The sequence below is a fragment of the Mycolicibacterium aromaticivorans JS19b1 = JCM 16368 genome (assembly GCF_000559085.1).
Taxonomy (GTDB): domain Bacteria; phylum Actinomycetota; class Actinomycetes; order Mycobacteriales; family Mycobacteriaceae; genus Mycobacterium; species Mycobacterium aromaticivorans.
The window spans coordinates 4,730,800-4,745,266 of the sequence record NZ_JALN02000001.1 but is presented as its reverse complement, the minus strand read 5'-3'; the positions used below and the strand labels follow the sequence as shown (position 1 = coordinate 4,745,266).

The following is a 14,467-nucleotide window of genomic DNA, read 5'->3' as shown; positions in this document are numbered from 1 at the left end:
TGGCCTCCACCGACCGCAGGAGACTTATCGATGGCTGGCCCGATTCCGCCGCATCAGCAGGCCGGGGCCGAGGGCGAGCCGTACCCGGAGCAGCCGTTCGGCCCGCCGGGCGGGATCCCGCCGGTTCCCTATCCCGGCGTCTATCCCGGCGCCCTTCCACCGCCGGTGGCCTACCCGCCGGCGCCGCGCAAGCGCCGCACAGCGCTGTGGCTGGGCTTGCTGACCGTGCTCGTCGTGGCCGCCGTCGTTGCCGCTGTCCTGACGATCCGCACCGGGGAGTCCACCACGGCCGCGGGCGGGTTCACCGAGGCGGCGGCCAAGTCGTCGATCTCCAACTACCTGACCGCGCTGTCCAAGGGCGACACGGAGACCATCGCGCGCAACAACCTGTGCGGCATGTACGACGGGGTGAAGGACCGCAAATCTGATCTGGCGCTGGCCAAGCTGGCCAGCGACGCGTTCCGCAGACAGTTCGCCGGCGCCGAGGTGACCTCGATCGATTCGATCGTCCCGTGGTCGAACTATCAGGCGCAGGTGTTGTTCACCATGAAGGTGGCGTCGTCCGGGAGCCGCGGCAACCGCGGCGAGGAGCAGGGCGTGGCTCAGTTGCTGCGCCAGGGCAATCAGCTGCTGGTGTGCTCGTATCTACTGCGAACGGCCGCCCAGTTCTGAGACTGGACGGCCGTTGGCTAGACGAGCGAGAAGATGTGATCAGTTGAACGAATCGCCACAGGCGCAGGAGCCGGTGGCGTTCGGGTTGTCGATCGTGAAGCCCTGCTTCTCGATGGTGTCGACGAAGTCGATGGTCGCGCCCTGGATGTAGGGGGCACTCATCCGGTCGACGGTCAGATTGACCCCGCCGAACTCGCTGACCAGGTCACCGTCGAGGGTGCGGTCGTCGAAGAACAGGTTGTAGCGCAGGCCGGCGCAGCCACCGGGCTGGACGGCGATCCGCAGCGCCAGGTCGTCGCGACCTTCCTGGTCCAATAGCGACTTGGCTTTGGCGGCCGCGGCGTCGGTCAGGATCGCGCCGTGGGTCTCGGTCGTGGTCTCGGTCGACTGATCGGAAACAGTCATTGCGTCTCCCTAAAAAGCAGATGTCTTTGCGGGTTTTACCCACTTCGTCAACGGTACCTTGTCCGGGCGCTATTCCCGAGTCGATGGCCCCGCCCTCAGCCGACCAGCCCGGCGGCGGTCCGGCGGGCCAGGCCGGTGAGCTGAGCGGCGGCGTCGTCAATCGCGACCTGCACCGACCCGGCGTAGTCGGCGATCGCGTGCGCTGCGGTGATTCCCGCCGCAGTAAGGTCCGCGGGCGGGAGTGTGACCTGGCCGGCCAGCACGATCACCGGTACACCGCGGGCCCGCGCGCCGCCGGCGAGTGCGCTGACCACCTTGCCGTGCAGCGATTGGTCGTCGAAGCGTCCTTCCCCGGTGATGATCACGTCGGCGTTCGCGACGTCGGCGGCCAGTCCGGTGTGCTCGGCGATGACGGCCGCTCCGGATTCGCGGCGCGCGCCCAGGGCCAGCAGCGCGGCCCCCAGTCCCCCGGCCGCACCCGCGCCGGGCAACGGGCTGATCGCCTTTCCAGCCAGTGCGTCGAGCGTGAGGGCCCACGCCGTCATCCGCTGCTCGAGGGTCTCGACGGTGTCGGGGTCGGCGCCTTTTTGGGGTCCGAAGACCCGCGCCGCACCCATCGGACCCAGCAGCGGGTGTTCCACGTCGGTAGCGGCGATCAAATCGACCTGCGCCAGCCTGGCCCTGGCCTGTTCCGGGCCGCCGAGCGCCTCGATCATCCCGCGCCCGCCATCGCTGCAGGAGCTGCCGCCGAGGCCGACGATGATCGTCGCGGCGCCGGCCTGTAGCGCGGCGTCGATCAGCTGGCCGACTCCGCGGCTGTGGGCGGCGACCGCACTGGCCGGGGTGGGCGGACCGGGAAGCAGCGTCAGGCCGCAGGCTTGGGCGCATTCGATGTAAGCGGCCGACGCGGCACGATCGTCGACCCATTCGGCGTCGACGTCGTCGTCCAGCGGTCCGGACACCCGGGTGTGACGGACCTCGCCGAGCCGGCCGGCCAGCACGCCGACGAAGCCCGGGCCGCCGTCGGATTGGGGCGCCAGGACGAGTTCGTCGGAGGGTCTGGCCTCACGCCAGCCGGCGGCGATGGACTGGGCGGCTTCGACGGCGGTCAGGCTGTCGCCGTAGCAGTCCGGCGCGATCAGCACCCGCATTCGTGCAGGGTAACCTGGCAGGCGTGAAGCTGCTGGGCCGCAAGAACGACGAAGGTGCCGCCAAGGCCGAACCGGTCGAGGTCGATGAGGCTGCCGCGGTGGCCGGCACCACCGCGCCCAAGGGCAAGCCGACCCCGAAGCGCAGTGCCACGGCCAAGCGCCGCGGACCGGTCGCCCCCGCGCCGATGACCTCTGCCGAGGCGCGCAAGCGCCGCAAGGAGATGCGCTCCACCCTCACCAAAGAGGAGCGCCGCGCCGAGAAGGATCAGCGTCGCACGGCGATGAACGATCGGCGTGAGCGGATGATGTCCGGCGACGAGGCGTACCTGTTGGCCCGCGACCAGGGACCGGTGCGCCGGTACGCCCGCGACATCGTCGACGCCCGGCGCAATGTGCTGGGGCTGTTCATGCCGTCCGCTCTTGGCTTGATCTTTGTGATGCTGGCGGTGCCGCAGGTCCAGCTGTTCATCTCCCCCGCGATGCTGGTCTTGATGGCGGTCATGGCGATCGACGGAATCCTGTTGGGGCGCAAGGTGAAGAAGGCCGTCGACGCGAAGTTCCCGAACAACGACGAAGGCGCCTTCAAGCTCGGGATGTACGCCGCCGGCCGGGCTTCCCAGATCCGCCGTATGCGCGCGCCGCGACCGCAGGTCGAGCGCGGCGCCAAGGTTGTCTGAGTCCCGCCGGTCGGTGCGCACTCTGGTGCTCGGCGGAATCCGGTCGGGCAAGTCATGCTGGGCCGAGACGGCGCTGGCCGATGAATCCGAGGTGCGCTACATCGCCACCGGTGCGGCCGCCGATTCGGACCCGTCCTGGGCGCGCCGGGTGGCCGTGCACCGCGAGCGTCGGCCGGATTCCTGGCGCACCGTCGAAACCGCCGATGTGGCAGCCGTTTTGCGCGACAGCCCGGGCACGGCGACTCTGGTCGACGATCTGGGCGGCTGGCTGACGGCCACGTTCGATCGCCGCGGCTGGGACGGTGGGTCGGTGACGCCCGACGTCGACGAGCTCGTCGGCGCGGTCGAGACGTTCACCGGGCGGCTGGCATTGGTCAGCCCCGAGGTGGGGTTGACCGTGGTGGCGGCGACTGCCTCTGGCAGGCGCTTCACAGACGAACTCGGCACACTCAACCAACGACTCGCCCAGTGCTGTGAACAGGTGGTCCTGGTGGTTGCGGGATTGCCGGTCTGGGTCAAACCGACGAAAGCGTTGAGCTGATGGATTTTCCCGCGGTCTCCCCGCCAGATTCCCGTGCCGCCGCGGCGGCCAAGCGTCGCCAGGACATCCTCACCAAACCCACCGGCGCGCTGGGCCGCCTGGAGGATCTGTCGGTCTGGGTGTCCGCGTGCCAAGGAGCTTGTCCGCCCAGGCAATTCGAGCGAGCCCGGGTTGTGGTGTTCGCGGGTGACCACGGCGTCGCCCGGACCGGGGTGTCGGCATATCCGCCGGAGGTCACCGCGCAGATGGTGGCCAACATCGATGCCGGCGGCGCGGCGATCAACGTGCTGTCCGGTGTGGCGGGCGCGTCGGTGCGGGTGGTCGATATCGCAGTGGACTGCGAGCAGCCGTTGACCGACGAGATCGGCGCGCACAAGGTCCGCCGGTCCAGCGGCAACATCGCGCTCGAGGATGCGCTGAGCGCCGACGAGGTAGTGGCCGCACTGGAGGCGGGACGCCGACTTGCCGACGACGAGGTGGACGCCGGCGCCGACCTACTTATCGCGGGCGACATGGGCATCGGAAACACCACGGCTGCAACAGCATTGATCGCCACGCTGACCGACACCGAACCGGTGGCGGTGGTGGGCCGCGGCACCGGCATCGACGATGCGGCGTGGGCTCGCAAAGTTGCGGCGGTGCGCGACGCCATGTTCCGCGGTCGTCAGTTCCGGCCTGACCCGGTCGGGCTGCTGCGCACCTGCGGCGGAGCAGACCTGGCGGCGATGGCAGGCTTCTGTGCGCAGGCCGCGGTGCGGCGTACACCGCTGCTCCTCGACGGTGTCGTGGTGACCGCGGCAGCTCTGGTCGCCGACCGGATGGCCCCCGGCGCGCGGGCCTGGTGGCAGGCGGGACACCGGTCGACGGAGCCCGCGCACACGCTGGCGCTGGCCCACCTGGAGTTGGCCCCGATCATCGACCTCGGCTTGCGCCTCGGTGAGGGCACCGGCGCGGCAGTGGCCCTGCCGGTGCTGCGGGCAGCTGTCGCGACACTGGCCTCGATGGCCACGTTCTCGGACGCCGGCGTCTCCGACCGCGCCGCAGACTGACCGTGTTCCGTTCGCTGGCAACGGCTTTCGCGTTCGGGACGGTGGTGCCGGTTCCCCTGCGGGGAGCCGTATTCGGCCGGTCGACGATGACGGCGCTGCCGGTGGTCGGGGCGGTGTTGGGCGCGGCCGCTGCCGCGGTCCTGTGGGCCGGTGACTGGGCGTTCGGCACGCACCATGCCCTGCCCGGGCTGCTGACCGTCGCGGCGCTGCTGCTGATCACTCGCGGTCTGCACATCGACGGCCTCTGCGACACCGTGGACGCGCTGGGCTGTTACGGCCCCCCCGAGCGCGCGTTGCAGGTGATGCGCGACGGCACGGCCGGGCCGTTCGGAGTGGCGGCTGTCCTCGTGGTGGTGGCCGCCCAAGCGCTGGCGTTCGCCGCGCTCCCGTCGGGCTGGACCGGTGCGCTCGCGGTCGTCACCGCGCTGACCGCGGGCCGGGTGGCGGCGGTGCTGGCCTGCCGGCGCGGTGTGCCTGCGGCAGCCGGCAGCTCGCTGGGAGCGCAGGTCGCAGGCACTCAGCCGCTGGCGATCGCGCTGGCGTGGGCGGTCCTGGTCGCCGGCTTGGCCACGGTGGCGACCCCTCGACTCTGGCAGGGCCCGGTGGTCGTGCTGACGGCGTTGGCGGCCTCGGTTGCTCTGACGACGCACTGTGTGCGCCGGTTCGGTGGTATCACCGGAGATGTGCTTGGTGCGGTGGTGGAGCTGACGACGACGCTCACGGCCCTCGGATTGGTCATCCATGCTGGGTGAGCTCGACCATCGGCAGATCGAGGAGATCCTGCACGCCGAGGTGGTCGCGCGACTCGGCTGCATCAGCGACGGGCAGGTGTACGTCGTTCCTGTCACCTACGTCTATGACGGCACCTACGTTTACGGCCACGCAATGGACGGCGCCAAGCTGCGCGCGATGCGCACTCATCCGCAGGTATGCGTAGAGGTCGAGCAGGTCGACGACTTGTCGAACTGGCGCAGCGTCATCGCGTGGGGAATCTTCGAGGAGTGCCGGGGGCCGGACTGGGACGCCGGCCTGGCCCTGCTGATCGAGCGGATCATGCCGCTGCTGACCTTGCCCGAAGGGCAGCCTCCGCCCGACCACTCGAGTCTGCGCCGGGGATCGGTATACCGGATCAGGCTGGGCGCCAAGACCGGTCGATTCGAGCGAGTCGAAGCCCCGCCGGCCTAGCTGAGCCGGGCCATCCAGCCGTGTGTGTCGGCGAAGGTGCCGCGCTGGATGCCGGTGAGGGTGTCCCGCAGAGCCATCGTCACCTCGCCCGGCTGTCCATCGGCGATGGTGAACTCGCCGTCACCGAACTTGACGTGCGAGACCGGGGTGATCACCGCGGCCGTGCCGCAGGCGAACACCTCGGTGATCTCCCCCGCGGCCACGCCCTTGCGCCACTCCTCGACGTCGATCTTGCGTTCCTCGACGGCGAATCCGGCGTCGCTGGCCAGTTGCAGCAGAGAGTCGCGCGTGATGCCCGGCAGCAGTGAGCCGGACAGTTCCGGGGTGACCAACCGCGCCGAACCGCCGCTGCCGAAGACGAAGAACAGGTTCATCCCGCCCATCTCCTCGATGTAGCGGCGTTCGATCGCATCGAGCCAGACCACCTGATCGCACCCGTGCTCGGCGGCCTCGGCCTGCGCGAGCAGCGAGGCGGCGTAGTTGCCGCCGAACTTCGCCGCGCCGGTGCCGCCCGGGCTGGCCCGCACGTATTCGGTGGACAGCCAGACGCTGACCGGTTTGATCCCGCCCTTGAAGTAGGCGCCGGCCGGCGAGGCGATCACCAGGTAGCGGTATTCCGACGCCGGCCGCACGCCCAAGCCCGGTTCGGTGGCGATCACGAAGGGCCGCAGATACAGCGACGCCTCGCCACCGACGGGCGGCACCCACTGGCCGTCGACGGCGATCAGCTGGCGCAGCGATTCGACGAAGAGCTCCTCGGGCAGTTCGGGGATGGCGAGCCGGCGAGCCGAGGCGCGCAGCCGCCCGGCGTTGGCCTCGGGCCGGAAGGACACGATCGAACCGTCCGACCACCGGTAGGCCTTGAGCCCTTCGAAGATCTCCTGCGCGTAGTGCAGGACGATGGCCGACGGGTCCAGTTCAATCGGGCCGTACGGGACAACACGGGCGTCGTGCCAACCGAGTTCGTCGGTGTAGAGCACCGACACCATGTGGTCGGTGTGGAACCGCCCGAAACCAGGGTCGGCCAGAATCTGAGCCCGTACCTCGTCGGTCGCCGGATTCGCGTTGCGCTCAACCGTGAACTCGAGGGGGGTGGTCATAGCTGAAATTGTAGACCGGCCGGCTAGCCGATTTCCCCGGGTCGCTTCGCTCCTGCCCGCCGCTACCGGGTTTTGACCTCGACGAACGGCGGCTTGACCACTTCGCATTCGAGCGGGCGGCCGCGCACGTCGACGGTGACCAGAGCGCCGTCGACGATCCCGGCGTCGGTGTCGATGAGGGCAAGGGCGATACCGACTTTCAGCGACGGCGAGAACGTGCCCGACGTAGTGACACCCACCGGCACTGCGCCGTTCAGCACGGTCAGGTCAGGACGCAGCACGCCGCGGCCGGTGGCCCGCAGGCCCCGAAGCAGCCTGCGCGGGCCGGCCTGCTTCTCGGCCAGCAGCGCGTCGCGGCCGAAGAACGCGTCCTTCTTCCAGCCGATCGCCCAGCCGCAGCGGGCCTGCAGCGGCGAAATGTCCAGTGACAGCTCGTGTCCGTGCAGCGGGTAGCCCATCTCGGTGCGCAGGGTGTCGCGGGCGCCCAGACCGGCGAGTTGTCCGCCTGCGGACTGCACCTCGGCGACGAGCGCGTCGAACACCACGGGTGCGGAGTCCCACGGCGGCAACAGCTCGTAACCGTGCTCACCGGTGTATCCGGTCCGGCACACCCGCACCGGCACACCGGAGTACGTGGCGTCGGCGTATCCCATGTAGTCCATGTCGGTGGGCAGCCCCAGCGCGGCCAGCACGTCGGCGGAGCGCGGGCCCTGAACCGCCAGCACGGCATACGAGCGGTGCTGATCGGTGATCGAAATACCCTCCGGCGCAGCAGCTTGCAGCGCCTCGACGACAGCGGCGGTGTTGGCGGCGTTGGGCACCAGGAAGATCTCGTCGTCGCTGACGTAGTAGGCGATCAGGTCGTCGATCACCCCACCCTCAGGCGTGCAGCACAGGGTGTACTGGGCCTTGCCGGGACCGATCCGGCGCAGGTCGTTGGTCAGCGTGGAGTTGATGAACTCAGCCGCGCCCGGGCCGACCACCAGAGCTTTGCCCAGGTGGCTGACGTCGAAGAGGCCGACGGCCTCGCGGGTGGCGGTGTGCTCACCGACCGTGCCGGCGTAGGACACCGGCATCAGCCAGCCACCGAACGGCGCGAAGGTGGCGCCGAGTTCGCGGTGCTGACTGTCGAGCGGCCCGTACAGGAGTTCCGATGTGTCGGTCACGGCCAACAACACTAGTGCCCCGCGTCTACTGTGAACCCTCGTGAGCACCGAACCTGGATACGCCGCCCCCACTGTCACCGTCGCGACCTCGCTGCCCAAGCGCGCGCAGTCGGCGGTCTTGATCGTCCCGGTTGTCAGCGGCGTGAAGGGGGATGACGGCGACGGCTCCCCCACGGTCGTCGGCGGGCCGTTCCTGGACGCCGAGGCGATCGGCGAAATCGGTGTGGTCCTGCGCGCAGTGGGCGCCAAGGGCGGCGCCGAGCAGGTCACCCGCCTGCACGTGCCGTCGCTCGCGGTCGGCAGCGTCCTGGCCGTCGGGCTCGGCACTCCGCGCGACGAGTGGCCGGCCGACGTCATCCGTCGTGCGGCCGGGGTCGCGGCCCGCTCGCTGTCCGGGGTCGACACCGTCATCACCACGCTGACCGAGCTGGACCTGGAAGCCGCGATCGAGGGCCTGATCCTGGGCAGCTACCGGTTCACCGAGTTCCGCAGTGCGAAGACCGCGCCGAAGGAACCTGCGCTGAGCAAGATCATCGCGCTGAGCACCGCGGCCGGCGCCAAGAAGGACGCCGCCAGGGCCACCGCGATCGCCACCGCGGTGGCCACCGCACGCGATTTCGTGAACACCCCGCCGAGCCACCTGTTCCCCGGTGAATTCGCCAAGCGGGCAGAGGCTTTGGGTGAAGCCGCCGGATTGAAGGTCGAGGTGCTCGACGAGAAGGCACTCGCCAAGGCCGGCTACGGCGGCATCATCGGAGTGGGCAAGGGATCGTCGCGCCCGCCGCGGCTGGTGCGGCTGGCCTACCGCGGCGCCAAGGGCAAGGGCGGCAAGACCGTCGCCCTGGTGGGCAAGGGTGTCACCTTCGACACCGGCGGCATCTCGATCAAGCCGGCCGCGTCGATGCACCACATGACCTCCGACATGGGTGGCGCCGCGGCGGTGATCGCCACGGTCGTGCTGGCCGCCAAGCAGGGGCTGCCGATCGACGTGATCGCGACCGTGCCGATGGCCGAGAACATGCCGTCGTCGACCGCGCAGCGCCCCGGTGACGTGCTGACCCAGTACGGCGGCATCACCGTCGAGGTGCTCAATACCGACGCCGAGGGCCGGCTGATCCTGGCCGACGCGATCGTGCGGGCGTGCGAGGATCAGCCCGACTACCTGATCGAGACCTCGACGCTGACGGGCGCGCAGACCGTCGCGCTGGGCGGCCGCACCCCGGGTGTGATGGGCAGTGAGGACTTCCGCGACCGGGTGGCCCGGATCTCGCAGGCCGAAGGCGAAAACGCCTGGCCGATGCCGCTGCCCGACGAGCTGAAGGACGACCTGAAGTCGTCTGTCGCCGATCTGGCGAACGTCAGCTCGCAGCGCTTCGCCGGCATGCTGGTCGCCGGGGTGTACCTGCGGGAGTTCGTCGCCGACGGCGTGCAGTGGGCGCACATCGACATCGCCGGGCCTGCCTACAACACCTCCGGCCCGTGGGGCTACACGCCCAAGGGCGGCACCGGGGTGCCGACCCGGACGATGTACGCCGTCCTGGAGGACATCGCCGCGAACGGCTAGACCACGCCGGCCCGGGCGATGCTGCGCATCCCCTGCGGCAGCACCTTCGACGTCCCGTAGAGCAGGTACGCCTCAGGCGTGACCGGCCGGATCGCCTTGTCTTTCTTGACCGCGGTGACGATGGCTTTGGCCACCTTGTCCGGGCCGTAACCCCGCCGGTCGAACATGTTCTCCAGCTGCGCGCGCCGGGTCGCCACAGCGGCCCGCTTGCCCGAGGGTGCGATCATCTCGGTGGCCGACACGATGTTGGTGTTGATGATGCCCGGGCAGATCGTGGTCAATCCGATTCCAGCGGAGGACAATTCGGCACGAAGGCAATCGGAGAACATGTACACCGCCGCCTTGGACGTGCAGTAGGCGTTCAGTCCCTTCAACGGTGAGTAGGCCGCCATGGACGCCACGTTGACGATGTGGCCGCCGGTGCCGCGCTCGACGAGCCGACGGGCGAAGGCCCGGCAGCCGTTGACCACACCGCCGAGGTTGACGTCCAGCACTCGGTCGAATTGCTCTGCGGGAGTGTCCAAGAAGGCGCCGGCCACCCCGATGCCGGCGTTGTTGACTACGATGTCGGGCACGCCGTGGGTGGAACACACCTCGTCGGCGAACCGCTCCACGGCGTCGGCATCGGAGACGTCGAGCACATAGGGATGCGCGATTCCGCCGAGCGCGCCGATCCTGGCCGCGGTGTCCTTGAGGCCGGCTTCGTCGATATCGCTGATCACCAACTCGGCGCCATCACGGGCGAAGGCCAGCGCGGTCTCGCGGCCGATGCCGCTGCCTGCTCCGGTGACCGAGACCAGAGTGTCGCCGAAGTCCTTCCGCGGCCTGCCGATCTGGGCCCGCAACAGCGCACGGTCGGCCGGTTTGCCGTCCAGATGCTCGGCCAGTTCGGTGACCGCCGCGGCCAGCACCTGCGGATGGGAGAACGGCGACCAGTGCCCGGACCGCACCTCGCGGCGCCACAGCCGCGAGGCCCAGCGCTGGGTTTCGTCGTAGAGGTAGGGCCGCACGTAGGGGTCGTCGATGTTGACGATCAGCTGCACCGGAACGTCGACATACAGATCCCGTGGGGCATGGACCAACGCGGGTAAAGCGTTGGCGCGGTAGATCTTTGCACCTCTTGCGGCGTCGTCGGCGAACGTGCCGCCGTGGTGGAGCCGGTCTCGGGGGATGCCGAGTGTGATTCCCGCCTTCAGCACTCCCGCGGACAGTCGCAGCGCCAAGGGCGCCAGCACCGGAATCGACAGCGGCAAGGTGTAAGTGAGATGCAACAGTTGAGCCAGGGAGTGGGCGAACCGTTTCGGCCGGTACGGCTTCTTGAGCCCATCGCGGATGTAGCGCATGAGGTGGTGCAGGCTCGGTCCGGACACCGATGTGAATGACGCGATCCGGTCACTGGCGCCCGGCCGGCCCAAGTACTCCCAGAAGCCGATCGATCCCCAGTCGTGTCCGAGCACATGGACCGGCTCGCCGGGGCTCAGTTCGGCGAGGACGGCAGCGAAGTCGTCGGCGAAGTCGGCCATCCGGTATTTCGAGAACGACTTGGGCCCTTCGGAGGCTCCGGCACTGCGGTTGTCGTAACGGATGACCCGGAATTTGTGCGCCAGAAGGGGCACGACGCCGTCCCACAACACATGCGAGTCGGGCCAGCCGTGGACCAGGACCACGGTCGGGCCGTCGGGATTGCCCTCCTCGTAGACCGCCAGACGGGTCCCGTCGGTGCTGTCGACATAGCGCATGGTCATCACGTCTCCAGGTCTCGTTGCCGGCGGCGTTCGATCCGCCGCCGAGCGTCATAGTCGCGCATCCGCTGCGGATAACCGACTTTCTGCACGTCATAGACGGGAATTCCGAGCTCTTCACCGAGCCGGCGGGCACCGACCGGGCCATCGGCCGGGCGACGGGTCCATTCACCGTCGGCGGCCACGAGCACGACGGTCATCGGGGTCACGCTGGTCTCGGGCTCGACGAAGGCCTCCACCCCGGTGCGCTGCGCAGCCCATTCGTGCAAGTGCCGCCGGTCGGCGGCGAGCACGGAATCAGCCCGGCGAGCAGCCCGGAACCTGTCGAACAGCCCCAACTCCGATGCACTCCTTCCGGCGGTCCTTCCCTTCGATGGTGCCAGAGAAATCACACGTCGCCCTGAGTGCGTGCGGGTGGCCCGGCAATGACAGGATGGGTACACGACGCTGTGGTATGCCAGAAGTCCGACCCGCACGACTGACCGTTCGAGGGAGTCAACACAATGGCCGTCTCCGTCCAGATGCCGGCACTCGGTGAGAGCGTCACCGAGGGGACCGTCACCCGGTGGCTGAAGCAAGAGGGCGACACCGTCGAGGTCGACGAGCCTCTGCTCGAGGTGTCGACCGACAAGGTCGACACGGAGATTCCCGCTCCCGCGTCCGGTGTGCTGACGAAGATCGTTGCGCAGGAGGACGACACCGTCGAGGTCGGCGGCGAGCTCGCGGTGATCGGTGAAGCCGGCGAGCAGTCCGAGTCGTCCGCCCCGGCCGAGTCGTCTGACGCTCCCGCCGAGGAGGAAAGGCCCGCCGAGGAGACCCAGGCGGAGCCCGAACCTGAGCCGGAGCCCGAACCTGAGCCGGAGCCCGAACCGGAGCCGGAGCCGGAGCCCGCACAGTCGTCGGGATCCTCGGAGTCGTCGGGTTCTGCGACGCCGGTTCTGATGCCCGAACTCGGCGAGTCGGTCACCGAGGGCACCGTGACCCGGTGGCTGAAGAAGGTCGGCGACCCCGTCGAGGTCGACGAGCCGCTGGTCGAGGTGTCCACCGACAAGGTCGACACCGAGATCCCGTCACCGGTGGCCGGGACGCTGCTGTCCATCACCGCCGAGGAGGACGACACCGTCGCCGTCGGCGGCGAACTGGGCAGGATCGGGGATGCCGGCGCCGCGCCACAGGCCGAGTCGAAGCCCGAACCCAAGACAGAGCCGAAGCCCGAACCCAAACCGGAACCGAAGCCGGAACCCAAGCCCGAGCCGAAGGCTGAACCCAAGCCGGAGCCGAAGCCCGAGCCCAAGCAGGCCCCCGCGCCGGCTGCCGCCGAGGACGGCGACGCGTCCGACGGCAGCCCCTACGTCACTCCCCTGGTGCGAAAGCTGGCCGCCGAGAACGGAATCGACCTCGCCAGTGTCAAGGGCACCGGCGTCGGCGGCCGCATCCGCAAGCAGGATGTGCTGGCTGCCGCCGAGGCGAAGACGGCAAAGCCGGAGCAGCCCGCCGCCGCTCCCGCCAAGGCGCCGTCCGCTCCCGCCGCCGCGGCGACACCGTCACCGCTGGCACATCTGCGCGGCACGACGCAGAAGGCGAACCGGATCCGGCAGATCACCGCCAAGAAGACCCGCGAATCGCTGCAGACCACCGCGCAGCTGACCCAGACCCACGAGGTCGACATGACCAAGATCGTGGCGCTGCGGGCCAAGGCGAAGACGAGCTTCGCCGAGCGCGAAGGGGTCAACCTGACCTACCTGCCGTTCATCGCCCGCGCGGTGATCGACTCCCTCAAGGCGCATCCGAACATCAACGCCAGCTACAACGAGGACACCAAGGAGATCACCTACTACGACGCCGAGAACCTCGGCTTCGCGGTGGACACCGAGCAGGGCCTGCTCTCGCCGGTCGTGCACAACGCGGGCGATCTCTCCCTGGCGGGGCTGGCGCGCGCCATCCACGACATCGCCGAGCGGGCCCGTAGCGGCAACCTCAAGCCCGACGAGCTGTCCGGCGGCACGTTCACGATCACCAACATCGGCAGCCAGGGCGCCCTGTTCGACACCCCGATCCTGGTGCCGCCGCAGGCGGCGATGCTGGGCACCGGTGCGATCGTCAAGCGGCCCCGGGTGATCGTCGACGACTTCGGCAACGAGTCGATCGGCGTGCGCTCCATCTGCTACCTACCGCTGACCTACGATCACCGGCTGATCGACGGCGCGGATGCCGGCCGATTCCTGACCACCGTCAAGCGGCGTCTCGAAGAAGGGGCATTCGAGGCCGACCTGGGGTTGTGACGCCATGAGCCAACCAACGGGCGGGCTCGTCGTCGCGATCGCCGGTTCGTCCGGCCTGATCGGCTCGGCACTGGTGTCGGCGCTGCGCGCCGCTGACCATCGTGTGCTGCGCATTGTGCGCCGGGCGCCGGCCAACGGCGACGAGCTGCACTGGAATCCCGACAGCGGTGAGTTCGATCCGTCGGGCCTCGAGGGCGTCGACGCGGTGATCAACCTCTGCGGCGTCAACGTGGGCGACAAGCGGTGGTCGGGTTCGTTCAAACAGAGCCTGCGCGACAGCCGCATCGGCCCCACCGAGGTGATCGCCGCGGCCGTCGCCGACGCCGGGGTGCCGACGCTGATCAACGCCAGCGCGGTGGGGTACTACGGAAACACCGGCAGCCAGGTGGTCGACGAAACCGCCACTGCCGGAGGCGGATTCCTGTCCCGGCTCTGCCTGGACTGGGAGGCCGCGGCACTGGCGGCCGAGGACGCCGGCGCCCGGGTGGTGCTCGCCCGCTCCGGCCTGGTGCTCTCCCCCGGCGGCGGTGTGCTGGCCCGGTTGCGGCCGCTGTTCAACCTCGGGCTTGGCGCCCGGATCGGCAACGGCAGGCAGTACATGCCGTGGATCAGCCTGGAGGACGAGATCCGCGCGCTGCTGTTCGTGATCAACAACAGCGACCTGTCAGGTCCGGTGAACTTCACCGGACCCGCTCCGGTGACCAATTCGGAGTTCACCGCCGCGCTGGGCCGGGCGTTGAACCGGCCGACGCCGCTGATGGTACCCGGGTTCGCCCTGCGCACCCTGCTGGGCGAGTTCGCCGACGAGGGCCTGCTCGACGGCCAGCGGGCGATCCCCGCCGCCCTCGAACGGGCCGGGTTCGTGTTCCACCACAACACCATCGGTGAGGCGCTGGCCTACGCCACGACGTCCGCCCAGGGGTAGTAGCGTCG

15 protein-coding genes are annotated in these 14,467 nt (G+C 69.4%); 9 read left to right on the top strand and 6 right to left on the bottom strand.

Annotation, left to right across the window (positions count from 1 at the left end; all coding sequences use genetic code 11):
- Nucleotides 1-30: 30 nt before the first annotated feature.
- The gene (locus Y900_RS22630; protein WP_036344646.1) at nt 31-672 is read left to right on the top strand and encodes an Rv0361 family membrane protein; all 642 of its coding nucleotides are present in this window, start codon (nt 31-33) and stop codon (nt 670-672) included.
- Nucleotides 673-711: 39 nt separating this feature from the next.
- On the opposite strand, the gene Y900_RS22625 is transcribed toward Y900_RS22630, so the two are convergent.
- Both Y900_RS22625 and Y900_RS22620 read right to left on the bottom strand, forming a co-directional pair.
- A complete protein-coding gene (locus Y900_RS22625; RefSeq protein ID WP_036344645.1) occupies nt 712-1,077 on the bottom strand; it encodes a HesB/IscA family protein in 366 nt (121 codons plus the stop codon).
- Between the two features lie 95 nt (nt 1,078-1,172).
- Nucleotides 1,173-2,228 carry a glycerate kinase family protein gene (locus tag Y900_RS22620; protein ID WP_036344644.1) on the bottom strand — a complete coding sequence of 352 codons (1,056 nt, stop codon included), beginning with the start codon at nt 2,226-2,228 and terminating at the stop codon, nt 1,173-1,175.
- A gap of 23 nt (nt 2,229-2,251) precedes the next feature.
- Here Y900_RS22620 and Y900_RS22615 point away from each other — a divergent pair, with 23 nt between their 5' ends.
- From Y900_RS22615 to Y900_RS22595, 5 genes are read left to right on the top strand one after another with little or no spacing between them, the layout of a single operon-like run.
- A complete protein-coding gene (locus Y900_RS22615; protein ID WP_036347548.1) occupies nt 2,252-2,905 on the top strand; it encodes a DUF3043 domain-containing protein in 654 nt (217 codons plus the stop codon).
- A 13-nt stretch (nt 2,906-2,918) separates the two neighbouring features.
- Nucleotides 2,919-3,446 carry a bifunctional adenosylcobinamide kinase/adenosylcobinamide-phosphate guanylyltransferase gene (locus Y900_RS22610; RefSeq protein WP_036344643.1) on the top strand — a complete coding sequence of 176 codons (528 nt, stop codon included), beginning with the start codon at nt 2,919-2,921 and terminating at the stop codon, nt 3,444-3,446.
- Entirely contained in the window at nt 3,446-4,495 is a 1,050-nt protein-coding gene (gene cobT / locus Y900_RS22605; RefSeq protein WP_036344642.1) for a nicotinate-nucleotide--dimethylbenzimidazole phosphoribosyltransferase, read from the top strand. Before Y900_RS22610 ends, cobT begins: the two co-directional genes overlap by 1 nt.
- 2 nt (nt 4,496-4,497) lie before the next feature.
- Complete coding sequence (locus tag Y900_RS22600) at nt 4,498-5,247, top strand: adenosylcobinamide-GDP ribazoletransferase (protein ID WP_036344641.1); 750 nt, start codon at nt 4,498-4,500, stop codon at nt 5,245-5,247.
- Nucleotides 5,237-5,680 (top strand): pyridoxamine 5'-phosphate oxidase family protein, encoded by a 444-nt coding sequence (locus Y900_RS22595; RefSeq protein ID WP_036344640.1) that lies wholly within the window; start codon nt 5,237-5,239, stop codon nt 5,678-5,680. Before Y900_RS22600 ends, Y900_RS22595 begins: the two co-directional genes overlap by 11 nt.
- Here the strand turns inward: Y900_RS22595 and Y900_RS22590 are convergent.
- Both Y900_RS22590 and gcvT read right to left on the bottom strand, forming a co-directional pair.
- Nucleotides 5,677-6,780, bottom strand: coding sequence for a branched-chain amino acid aminotransferase (locus Y900_RS22590; RefSeq protein WP_036344639.1), 1,104 nt, complete (start codon nt 6,778-6,780; stop codon nt 5,677-5,679). The two genes, Y900_RS22595 and Y900_RS22590, sit on opposite strands and share 4 nt — an antisense overlap.
- A 62-nt stretch (nt 6,781-6,842) precedes the next feature.
- Entirely contained in the window at nt 6,843-7,946 is a 1,104-nt protein-coding gene (gene gcvT / locus Y900_RS22585) for a glycine cleavage system aminomethyltransferase GcvT (RefSeq protein WP_036347547.1), read from the bottom strand.
- Nucleotides 7,947-7,986: 40 nt separating this feature from the next.
- Here gcvT and Y900_RS22580 point away from each other — a divergent pair, with 40 nt between their 5' ends.
- Nucleotides 7,987-9,510, top strand: a complete 1,524-nt coding sequence (locus Y900_RS22580) for a leucyl aminopeptidase (RefSeq protein WP_036344638.1) — start codon at nt 7,987-7,989, stop codon at nt 9,508-9,510.
- Here the strand turns inward: Y900_RS22580 and Y900_RS22575 are convergent.
- Both Y900_RS22575 and Y900_RS22570 read right to left on the bottom strand, forming a co-directional pair.
- Nucleotides 9,507-11,255: an SDR family oxidoreductase gene (locus Y900_RS22575; RefSeq protein ID WP_036344636.1), complete on the bottom strand. Its 1,749-nt coding sequence runs from the start codon at nt 11,253-11,255 to the stop codon at nt 9,507-9,509. The two genes, Y900_RS22580 and Y900_RS22575, sit on opposite strands and share 4 nt — an antisense overlap.
- Nucleotides 11,255-11,590, bottom strand: coding sequence for a hypothetical protein (locus tag Y900_RS22570; protein ID WP_036344635.1), 336 nt, complete (start codon nt 11,588-11,590; stop codon nt 11,255-11,257). Before Y900_RS22570 ends, Y900_RS22575 begins: the two co-directional genes overlap by 1 nt.
- 165 nt (nt 11,591-11,755) lie before the next feature.
- On the opposite strand from Y900_RS22570, the gene sucB reads away from it, so the two are divergent.
- Nucleotides 11,756-13,534 (top strand): 2-oxoglutarate dehydrogenase, E2 component, dihydrolipoamide succinyltransferase, encoded by a 1,779-nt coding sequence (gene sucB / locus Y900_RS22565; protein WP_036344634.1) that lies wholly within the window; start codon nt 11,756-11,758, stop codon nt 13,532-13,534.
- A gap of 4 nt (nt 13,535-13,538) precedes the next feature.
- Nucleotides 13,539-14,459 carry a TIGR01777 family oxidoreductase gene (locus Y900_RS22560; RefSeq protein ID WP_036344633.1) on the top strand — a complete coding sequence of 307 codons (921 nt, stop codon included), beginning with the start codon at nt 13,539-13,541 and terminating at the stop codon, nt 14,457-14,459.
- The last annotated feature ends 8 nt before the right edge of the window (nt 14,460-14,467 follow it).

What these genes read in the sequence shown, in the direction of transcription:
- Y900_RS22630 (WP_036344646.1), top strand. Translation starts at nt 31, where the DNA reads ATGGCTGGCCCGATTCCGCCGCATCAGCAGGCCGGGGCCGAGGGCGAG.
- Y900_RS22625 (WP_036344645.1), bottom strand. Translation starts at nt 1,077, where the DNA reads ATGACTGTTTCCGATCAGTCGACCGAGACCACGACCGAGACCCACGGC.
- Y900_RS22620 (WP_036344644.1), bottom strand. Translation starts at nt 2,228, where the DNA reads ATGCGGGTGCTGATCGCGCCGGACTGCTACGGCGACAGCCTGACCGCC.
- cobT (WP_036344642.1), top strand. Translation starts at nt 3,446, where the DNA reads ATGGATTTTCCCGCGGTCTCCCCGCCAGATTCCCGTGCCGCCGCGGCG.
- Y900_RS22595 (WP_036344640.1), top strand. Translation starts at nt 5,237, where the DNA reads ATGCTGGGTGAGCTCGACCATCGGCAGATCGAGGAGATCCTGCACGCC.
- Y900_RS22590 (WP_036344639.1), bottom strand. Translation starts at nt 6,780, where the DNA reads ATGACCACCCCCCTCGAGTTCACGGTTGAGCGCAACGCGAATCCGGCG.
- Y900_RS22575 (WP_036344636.1), bottom strand. Translation starts at nt 11,255, where the DNA reads ATGACCATGCGCTATGTCGACAGCACCGACGGGACCCGTCTGGCGGTC.
- sucB (WP_036344634.1), top strand. Translation starts at nt 11,756, where the DNA reads ATGGCCGTCTCCGTCCAGATGCCGGCACTCGGTGAGAGCGTCACCGAG.
- Y900_RS22560 (WP_036344633.1), top strand. Translation starts at nt 13,539, where the DNA reads ATGAGCCAACCAACGGGCGGGCTCGTCGTCGCGATCGCCGGTTCGTCC.